This window comes from Corynebacterium sp. HMSC076C10 (assembly GCF_001812455.1).
Taxonomy (GTDB): Bacteria; Actinomycetota; Actinomycetes; order Mycobacteriales; family Mycobacteriaceae; genus Corynebacterium; species Corynebacterium jeikeium_D.
The window spans coordinates 1-8145 of sequence record NZ_KV809109.1; the positions used below are offsets into that span (position 1 = coordinate 1).

The following is an 8145-nucleotide window of genomic DNA, read 5'->3' on the forward strand; positions in this document are numbered from 1 at the left end:
TTCACCGCCTGACCCTACCGCCCGAAAAACGGCTTCCAAACTGACATAAACCTAGTCAGTAACTTCCGGCAAGTAGCCTATTGAGTGTGAACGACAACCAGGACACCTCCCATACCCCGGACACCTCGGTGAACGACAACGCCTCGGCAACCGACGCCACGTCCCATACCCCCGCAGCCCCCACGGCCCCATCCGCAGTGGTAGCGGGCCTCATCGTCGATGAGCTGCTGCGTCTCGGCATGGTCGATGCCGTGGTGTGCCCGGGTTCCCGGTCCGCCCCGCTCGCCCGCGCTCTGGTCCAGGCCGCCGACGCGGCGAAGGTTCGCCTCCACGTACGTATCGATGAACGCTCCGCCGCCTTCCTCGCCCTCGGCCTGGCCTCGCGCACCCGCAAGGTGACCCCGGTAATTACAACGTCCGGTACAGCAGTGGCGAACCTCGTGCCCGCCATGGTGGAAGCCACCGCGTCGGGCATTCCGCTGCTGGCACTGACCGCCGACCGCCCCGCGCATTATCGCGGCACTGGCGCGAACCAGACCATCGTCCAGGACCGCCTGTTCGCTGATGCCTCCGTCGTCGAGTTCGATCTGGACGGCACCGCCCCGGTCACGAAGGCCACCGCCGCGCAGATCCGCGCTCGCATTGATCGCGTTGTCGCCGCCATGGCATCCGGCGCCGGCCACCTTAACGTCCGTTTTGTCGAACCGCTCGTGCCTGACGACGACTCCGTCGCCGACATCCCCGAGGGCCGCGCCGATGGCGGCCCCTGGACCACGATTGCGCCTACCAACAGCAACAACGTCGGCGTGGCCGCCACCGCAACCGGCCCGGCCAACGCGGCTAGCACAGCCACAATTGACATCAGCCGCCGCACACTCGTGATTGCGGGTTCGAATGCCCCGCACCTGCCAGAACTGGAGGATCTGCCAACCATCGCTGAGCCGAATGCGTATGCGCCGGCGCACCCGGTGCACCCGCTTGCGGCGGGCACTTTCGCGCAGATTCTGCCGGAGCAGATTGTGCTGGTCGGCAGGCCGACGCTGCACCGAGGTATCTCTAAGCTGCTGGCCAATCCGGATATCGAGCTGACCGTTGTCTCCGAAGCGGAAAACCACGGTTTTGGGGTGGAGTTCCCGGATGTGACGGCGAACGCAAGGGCCGTCGTAAAGCATGTGCAGACTGTGGGGGAGCAGGACCCGCAGTGGACGAAAATCTGTGAGGCTGCCAGCGAATTGGCGGTGAAGTCCGTGCGAGAGACGCTTACCGAGTCGATTGAAGCGGAGGAACCGCTGACCGGATTTCATGTGGCGGCGGCGCTGACGGATAGCCTGCGCACGGGTGACAACGTGGTGCTGGGCGCGTCGAACCCGGTGCGCGATGCGTCGTACACGGGCCTGCCTTTCCCCGGTGTGAACACGTATGCGGGACGAGGTGCCGCGGGCATCGACGGCACGGTGGCGACGGCAATCGGTATTGCGCTGGCGTCCGACCGCGAGCATGCCGACGAGATTCGCCCGCCGCGGACGATTGCACTTATGGGTGACCTGACGTTCCAGCACGACTCCGCAGCGTTGGCGATTGGTCCGCTGGAGCCGAGGCCGGAAAACCTCACCATCGTGGTGGCCAATGATGCAGGTGGCGGTATTTTCGAGACGCTGGAGGCGGGCAGCCCGGCCCTGCGGGGAAGCTTTGAGCGCATCTTCGGCACCCCGCAGGATGTGGACTTTGAGGGCATCTGCCAGGCTTACGGGGTCGAGCACGTGCGCGTTGACCGCCTCCCAGATCTGCTCGCGCAGTTGCACCCGGATACCGACGTCGATGGCATCCGCCTCATTGAGGTGGCGACCACGCGTGCGACGCGTCGGCAGTTGCATCACAAGCTGGCATACAATGCGGAGATTGGGGTGCTGGACAAGCACTAGCTGGACAAGGCTCGCTGGACAAGCACTAGCCGGCCGGCAGCATCCAATCAGAGCTGGAAACAATCAGGGACAGAAAAATAGGAGGTCGCGACCGCCATGCAGTGGAAAACTGCCCTGGCCAATTGGCCGCGCCTCCTTCGTCAGGTACTGCTTTTTGTAATCATCTGCCTGCTGCTGTCGTGCCTGGCCATGGTGGTTGGCTGCTTCATTAATGACCGCAATATCGAGTCGAACATGGGGCAGTCCGTAGCCAATGTGCGCTCGGTCGAGCTCCTTCGCACCACGGTTGATTTCGTCGACGAGAATGGTGATTTTCAGTCGCCACCAACCGGTTTGCTCTATCCCGTTGGTCTGGAAGAGGGGCAGCGCGTCCGCGTCGAATACGACCGCACTGATCCCAATGTCGTCCGCGTCGCCGGACGCACATGGACGTTGTCACTTCTCCCGGCGACCAGCATCGCTTCGGTTGCGTTTATCGTCGTCGCGCCGTTGTGGTGGTTGTCGTTGCGCGCAACCCGTCGTTTACAAAGAGATCCCCAAAAGGTAAACAGAGGGTCACTTTCGCTTTCCGACGAGATGGAAAACTAGCACCATGCGCGTTGCCATCATTGCTGAAAGCTTCTTGCCCAACATCAATGGAGTGACAAACTCCGTGCTGCGGGTGTTGGAACACTTACGCCGTGAAGGACACGAGGCGCTGGTGATTGCGCCGGGTGCTCGGGACTGGCAGGAAGAGGCAGAGTTCTACTGCGACTACCGCATTGAGCGTGTGCCCACTGTGATGGTGCCGTTGATTGATTCGCTACCGATTGGTGTGCCGAACCGTCGGGTAGCGTCGGCGCTGACGCAGTTTAAGCCGGATGTTGTCCACTTGGCTTCGCCATTTGTGCTCGGTGGTGCGGGCGCGCTGACTGCCAAGGCACTGGGCATCCCGGCTGTGGCCATCTATCAGACGGACGTTGCGGGTTTTGCCAAGAACTACAAGTTGGCGGGGCTCTCCACGGCCGCATGGTTGTGGACGCGCGTGATTCACAACTCCTGCGCCCGAACGCTGGCGCCGTCGTCGCCGACTATTGAGGACCTGCAGGATCACAAGATTCGTGATGTCTACCGCTGGGGCCGCGGTGTTGATGCGGTTCGCTTTACTCCGACAAAGCGTAGTGAAGAGCTCAGGAAGCAGTGGAGCCCGGAGGGCAAGCCGATTGTTGGTTATGTCGGCAGGCTCGCGGCGGAGAAGTCTGTGGAGCGGCTGGCAGCGCTGAACGGCCGCGATGATATCCAGGTGGTCATTGTCGGCAATGGCCCGGAGCTGCAGAAGCTGCAGAAGCAGATGCCGAATGCCGTCTTTACCGGACAGCTCACCGGCGATAAGTTGGCAGCGGCATTCGCCAGTCTGGACGTGTTCGTCCACACCGGTGACTTTGAAACCTTCTGCCAGGCGGTACAGGAAGCCCACGCCTCCGGTGTGCCGGCCATCGCTCCGAACGCAGGCGGCCCGCGCGACCTGATTACCAACGACGTCAACGGCTACCTGCTGGAACCCAAGACTTTCACCCGCGATCTGTCTGAGGCGGTCGACAAGCTACTGCTCGTCGACGATGAGCTGGCACGCAAGCAGCTGCGCAACCGCTGCCGCGACACCGTGACCGAACGCACCTGGGAAGCACTGTGTGCAGACCTGGTTCGCCACTACGAGGAGGTTTCTGGGGTTTCCGCGGCCGAGACGTCAAGCAAGGTCGCAGCAGATGCGATTGATGCCTCCCATGCAGGTGCTGCTACGCGTCAAAAGTCGGTCGCGTAATCTGGACATCGTGTCTAGGGCTGATTTAACGAAAAATCCCAGCGAAGTCGCCTCGATGTTCGACGGCGTGGGGAAGAATTACGACATCACTAATACCGTGCTCACCGGTGGCATTGACCACTACTGGCGCGTGCGCACGGCAAAGCGCCTGAACCTGCAGCCTGGCCAGAAAGTCCTCGACCTGGCCGCCGGTACGGCTGTTTCATCAGTGGAGTTGGCAAAGTCTGGCGCATACGTCGTTGCCTGTGATTTCTCCCGAGGCATGCTCAAGGCCGGTGCACACCGCGATGTTCCCAAGGTCTGCGGTGACGGCATGAAGCTGCCATTCCCGGACAACACCTTCGACGCGGTGACCATCAGCTTCGGTCTGCGCAACATCGTGGACTACAAGGCGGGCCTCGCTGAGCTAGCCCGCGTGGCCAAGCCCGGAGGCCAGCTAACAGTCTGTGAGTTCTCCACCCCTGTGGTGCCGGTGTTCAGCACCTTCTACAAGGAATACCTGATGCGGGCACTGCCGCAGATTGCCAAGGTTGTCTCCTCGAACCCGGAGGCCTATGTGTACTTGGCGGAGTCGATTCGCGCCTGGCCAAACCAGCCGCAGCTTGCCCGCGACATCAATGCCTCTGGCTGGGAGGATGCCGGTTGGCAGAATCTCACCTTCGGTATCGCAGCGCTGCACTCGGCAACCAAGCCCGTGCAGTAGCTCGCTAGCTCTCAGTCGGGCTGGGTCGCAGGGTCCGTCGTAAAGCGATTCCTACTGCCAGGGCTGGCGCCCGAACCACTTATCGGAGGCCAGCGCTGTCCTCCCCGAAGCGCGCCAGAGTCGCGCCACTACGTCGCGGTCGTGTTCCGTGACCAGGTTTCCCATCAGGCGTGCGGCAACACCCATGAGCTGGCTTCCCCACGGGGCGCCGATGGTCAGCGGGCCGACCGTGGGAAGGAAGCTCGGGTACGTCAGCGTCAGCGCCAACTTGCGAGCCAGCGAGAAGCCGGTGCCGTAGTGGTCGCGAAGTAGGGCGGGCCAGGAGTGCGTCAGCCCATCGCGGCCCGCACCAATCGAACTAATCAGCTCCACCGCTAGCCGCGCCGACTCCATGCCGTAGTCAATGCCCTCACCGTTGAGCGGGTTGACCAAGCACGCAGCATCACCGAGCAACGCCCAGTTCGGCCCCGCCACATTCGACACGGCACCACCCATCGGTAGCAGCGCCGACGTCACGTGCTCCGGCTCGCTCATCTGCCACTGATCACGAACCTGCCCGTGGTACTCGCGCAGCAACTTCTTCACGTTCGTGCGCGCCGGGCGTGCCGACGTCGCCAGCGCCCCACACCCCACATTCGCCCGGCCTTCTCCCAGCGGGAAAATCCAGCCATAGCCCGGGTGCGTATGCCCATCGGAGTCGCGCAGTTCCAGGTGCGAGTGAATCCAGTCATCCGCTACGTCCGCGCTGTCGAAGCTGACATACGACCGCGCGGCCACGCCAAAGACGCTGTCCCGATGCCACGCACGCCCCAGCTGCTTGCCGACGGTACTGCGGACCCCATCGGCCACGAGCAACCAACGGGCCGAGATGGTGTGTGGCTTGCCCTCGCGGTCGGAAAGCTCCACCGCGCGCACGCCGTGCCCTCGCGTGCCGCCAGTGTTCAGCGCTCCGAGAACCACCTTCCGCGCTGCGACTCCATCAAAGACCTGCGCACCGGCATCAGCGGCGGCATTGAGCAAGAAAGTGTCGAGCTCAACTCGCGGCATCGCGGATCCGACAGCGGGGAAAGTGCCGGAGGCATCATCTGGCCAAGGTGCGGTGATGGAGCCGCCGAAGCCGTGCAGCTTGAGTCCGCGGTTGCGGTTGCGGCGCAGGAGCTCGTCGTCAAGCCCTAGGCGACGTAGCTCAGCGATGGCACGAGGAGTGAGCCCGTCGCCACAAGTTTTGTCGCGTGGGAAGCGCTGGGAGTCGACCACAGTGACCGAAAATCCGGCGCGGGCGGCGTGAATTGCGGCTGCGGAGCCGGTGGGGCCTGCGCCAACAATGAGCACGTCAGTGCTACTGGGTAGAGCGACGGTGCCGTCGAACGTGGGGGAAACTCGCGAAATCGGGCTTGAGGTCATTGCCCCAGCGTATAACGACGTTGAAACAAATATGGGAACTGGTCTGCTAGCCACTATGCTCGTAAGGTAGTTTATTTAGCAGTTTCTTATCTTTTATCGTCAGTTAGGCAGGTCTCGAATGCGTACTGGAGACTACTCCGGGCTTAGTTCCGGAAGTGCTCAGGGCACTGGTGAGCACACCGCCACTAGTTCTCACTTCGTTGATGAGGCGCTGGAAGCAACAATCACCGAGGGAATGCGCAAGAGCGAGGACCTCCTGATTACCGAGCTGGGGCGCGGCGAGGACTTCCTAGTCGAACGGGTTTCCCACCTAGCTCACGCTGGTGGTAAGCGCTTCCGCCCGATGTTTACCATGCTGGCCGCGCAGTTCGGGGAGAACCCGGAGAGCGATAAGGTCATCACCGCCGCGACGGTGCTGGAGCTGACGCACCTGGCGACGCTCTACCACGACGACGTCATGGATGAAGCGGATAAGCGCCGCGGCGTGCCCTCCGCAAACTCGCGCTGGGACAACACCGTCGCCATTCTGGCCGGTGACTACCTCTTCGCTGCTGCGTCCCGCCTGCTGGCAGAGCTCGGCTCCGAGAGCGTGGCTCACTTCGCTGAGACCTTCGGTGTTCTTGTCACAGGTCAGATGCGCGAGTGCCTCAACGACTTGGACCTGCCGATTGAAGAGCGCATCGAGCGCTACCTGAAGGTCATTGCCGAAAAGACCGGTGTGCTCATCGCATCGGCCGGTTATCTCGGCGCCTATCACGCCGGTGCGTCCGCCGAGATTTCCAACGCGCTGCGCCGCTATGGCGAACTAATCGGTATCGTTTTCCAGATTGTCGACGACATCATCGACATCTCCTCCAATACCGATCAGTCCGGCAAGACTCCGGGCACTGACTTGCGCGAGGGCGTCTTCACGCTGCCGGTTCTCTACGCGCTGCAGGAGGACACCCCAGCCGCTGACCGCCTCCGCGAGATTCTTGTCGGCCCAGTTTCCGACGACGCGCTTGTCGACGAGGCCCTCGAGCTCCTGGCTCAGACCAACGGTGTGGCTCGCGCGATGGAGAAGGTCAATGATCTGCTGGATGAGTCCGACCGCGTCATCGCTGACCTTCCTGACTGTGCGGCCAAGGAGGCCCTGCGTCACGTTGCTCGCTACACCGTGGAGCGCGTGGGGTAGTGGATTGAGCTCCATCGGCGAGATGGGCCTAGGGGCGAGCACTGCTCTGAGGTGAGCTCTGCTCTGGGTTGAGTTCTGCTGAGGGGTGAATCCAGGTAGGGAAATATCCTCTCGACCTGCCGATTTGTGTAAATGACAGAGTAGTGGGTAGCATTCCATTCGCACCGTTTAAGAGTGCACGCCAGATTGCCCGAGCGGCCAAAGGGAGCGGATTGTAAATCCGTCGGCATTGCCTTCGTTGGTTCGAATCCATCATCTGGCACAGTGAGATCACCGCGAGAACTTTCTCGCGGTGATTTTTTTGTTTGTAGGGGCCGTTGGTGGGGATGCGGGGCAGGGGTTTGGGGTAGGGGCTCGAGTGAGGGGCTCTGGTTTAAGCGGGGGCAGGGGCTCGAGTTAGAGGCTCGAGTTAGAGGGCAGCCACTCATCGATGAGCTATTCACTTATGGTTCCGCTGGGGCTCATCGATAAGTGAATAGATTATCCATAAGTGCGCGCCAAATGTCTGCAAACATGACAAGAAATACCGCTGCCTACCTGCTGATTTGTGCTTAGTGGTGATTTCGGGTTAATCTTTGCAAGGCTTCACGGAGAGCACAGAACGAAACAAAGCGGTCAACAATTGGCCACGGAGTTACGTGCTGAGTTCAACGGATGCTGATGCCCCCTTAGCTCAGTCGGCAGAGCGTTTCCATGGTAAGGAAAAGGTCGACAGTTCGATTCTGTCAGGGGGCTCTGTTCTTTTATACGGACTTATGTCCGGTAGAGAATAGGGGCGATGTAGCTCAGATGGTGAGAGCGCACGACTCATAATCGTGAGGTCGGGGGTTCGATCCCCCCCATCGCTACTACGGACAGTGATGTTCGTCGAACCCCGCCTTGATTATGCAGCAATGCAGTAAGGTGGGACATTGTCAGCTAAGGACTGAGAAGTTCTTTCGCTGGTGGTGAAGGGGCGTGGCTCAATTGGTAGAGCAGCGGTCTCCAAAACCGCAGGTTGCAGGTTCGAGTCCTGTCGCCCCTGCAAGTACCCGTCATCCAGGGCGTATGAAAATGCGTCTGGGTGGCGGGTTTTTCGTTTATGTTCGGTGGCGGTGAGCGGTGGGGCAATGCGAGTTACTGACTGCGTTTATGACAAAAA

6 protein-coding genes and 4 tRNA genes are annotated in these 8145 nt (G+C 61.3%); 9 read left to right on the forward strand and 1 reads right to left on the reverse strand.

Features of this window, described 5'->3' with window-relative positions; genetic code table 11:
- The first annotated feature begins 86 nt into the window (after positions 1-86).
- From menD to HMPREF2857_RS04755, 4 genes are all read left to right on the forward strand, one after another.
- A complete protein-coding gene (gene menD / locus HMPREF2857_RS04740) occupies positions 87-1922 on the forward strand; it encodes a 2-succinyl-5-enolpyruvyl-6-hydroxy-3-cyclohexene-1-carboxylic-acid synthase (protein WP_083310507.1) in 1836 nt (611 codons plus the stop codon).
- Positions 1923-2018: 96 nt separating this feature from the next.
- Entirely contained in the window at positions 2019-2510 is a 492-nt protein-coding gene (locus HMPREF2857_RS04745) for a DUF3592 domain-containing protein (protein WP_070601337.1), read from the forward strand.
- A 4-nt stretch (positions 2511-2514) separates the two neighbouring features.
- Positions 2515-3723 carry a glycosyltransferase family 4 protein gene (locus HMPREF2857_RS04750; RefSeq protein WP_049172337.1) on the forward strand — a complete coding sequence of 403 codons (1209 nt, stop codon included), beginning with the start codon at positions 2515-2517 and terminating at the stop codon, positions 3721-3723.
- Between the two features lie 10 nt (positions 3724-3733).
- On the forward strand, positions 3734-4426 hold the full coding sequence (locus tag HMPREF2857_RS04755; protein ID WP_049172335.1) for a demethylmenaquinone methyltransferase: 693 nt from the start codon (positions 3734-3736) through the stop codon (positions 4424-4426).
- A gap of 51 nt (positions 4427-4477) precedes the next feature.
- Here the strand turns inward: HMPREF2857_RS04755 and HMPREF2857_RS04760 are convergent, their stop codons facing one another.
- Positions 4478-5830: a geranylgeranyl reductase family protein gene (locus HMPREF2857_RS04760; RefSeq protein ID WP_246819613.1), complete on the reverse strand. Its 1353-nt coding sequence runs from the start codon at positions 5828-5830 to the stop codon at positions 4478-4480.
- Between the two features lie 118 nt (positions 5831-5948).
- Between HMPREF2857_RS04760 and HMPREF2857_RS04765 the strand changes: the two genes are divergently transcribed.
- The 5 genes from HMPREF2857_RS04765 (at position 5949) to HMPREF2857_RS04785 (ending at position 8028) form a co-directional block, all read left to right on the forward strand.
- Positions 5949-7004, forward strand: coding sequence for a polyprenyl synthetase family protein (locus HMPREF2857_RS04765; protein WP_070642947.1), 1056 nt, complete (start codon positions 5949-5951; stop codon positions 7002-7004).
- A gap of 180 nt (positions 7005-7184) precedes the next feature.
- A tRNA-Tyr gene (locus HMPREF2857_RS04770) sits at positions 7185-7266 on the forward strand.
- A 400-nt stretch (positions 7267-7666) separates the two neighbouring features.
- Positions 7667-7739 (forward strand) — tRNA-Thr (locus tag HMPREF2857_RS04775).
- 39 nt (positions 7740-7778) lie between these two features.
- Positions 7779-7852 (forward strand) — tRNA-Met (locus HMPREF2857_RS04780).
- 103 nt (positions 7853-7955) lie between these two features.
- Positions 7956-8028: transfer RNA gene (locus HMPREF2857_RS04785), tRNA-Trp, on the forward strand.
- The last annotated feature ends 117 nt before the right edge of the window (positions 8029-8145 follow it).

Coding starts and splice junctions, on each gene's coding strand:
- HMPREF2857_RS04765 (WP_070642947.1), top strand. CDS start 5,949: ATGCGTACTGGAGACTACTCCGGGCTTAGTTCCGGAAGTGCTCAGGGC.
- HMPREF2857_RS04745 (WP_070601337.1), top strand. CDS start 2,019: ATGCAGTGGAAAACTGCCCTGGCCAATTGGCCGCGCCTCCTTCGTCAG.
- HMPREF2857_RS04750 (WP_049172337.1), top strand. CDS start 2,515: ATGCGCGTTGCCATCATTGCTGAAAGCTTCTTGCCCAACATCAATGGA.
- HMPREF2857_RS04760 (WP_246819613.1), bottom strand. CDS start 5,830: ATGACCTCAAGCCCGATTTCGCGAGTTTCCCCCACGTTCGACGGCACC.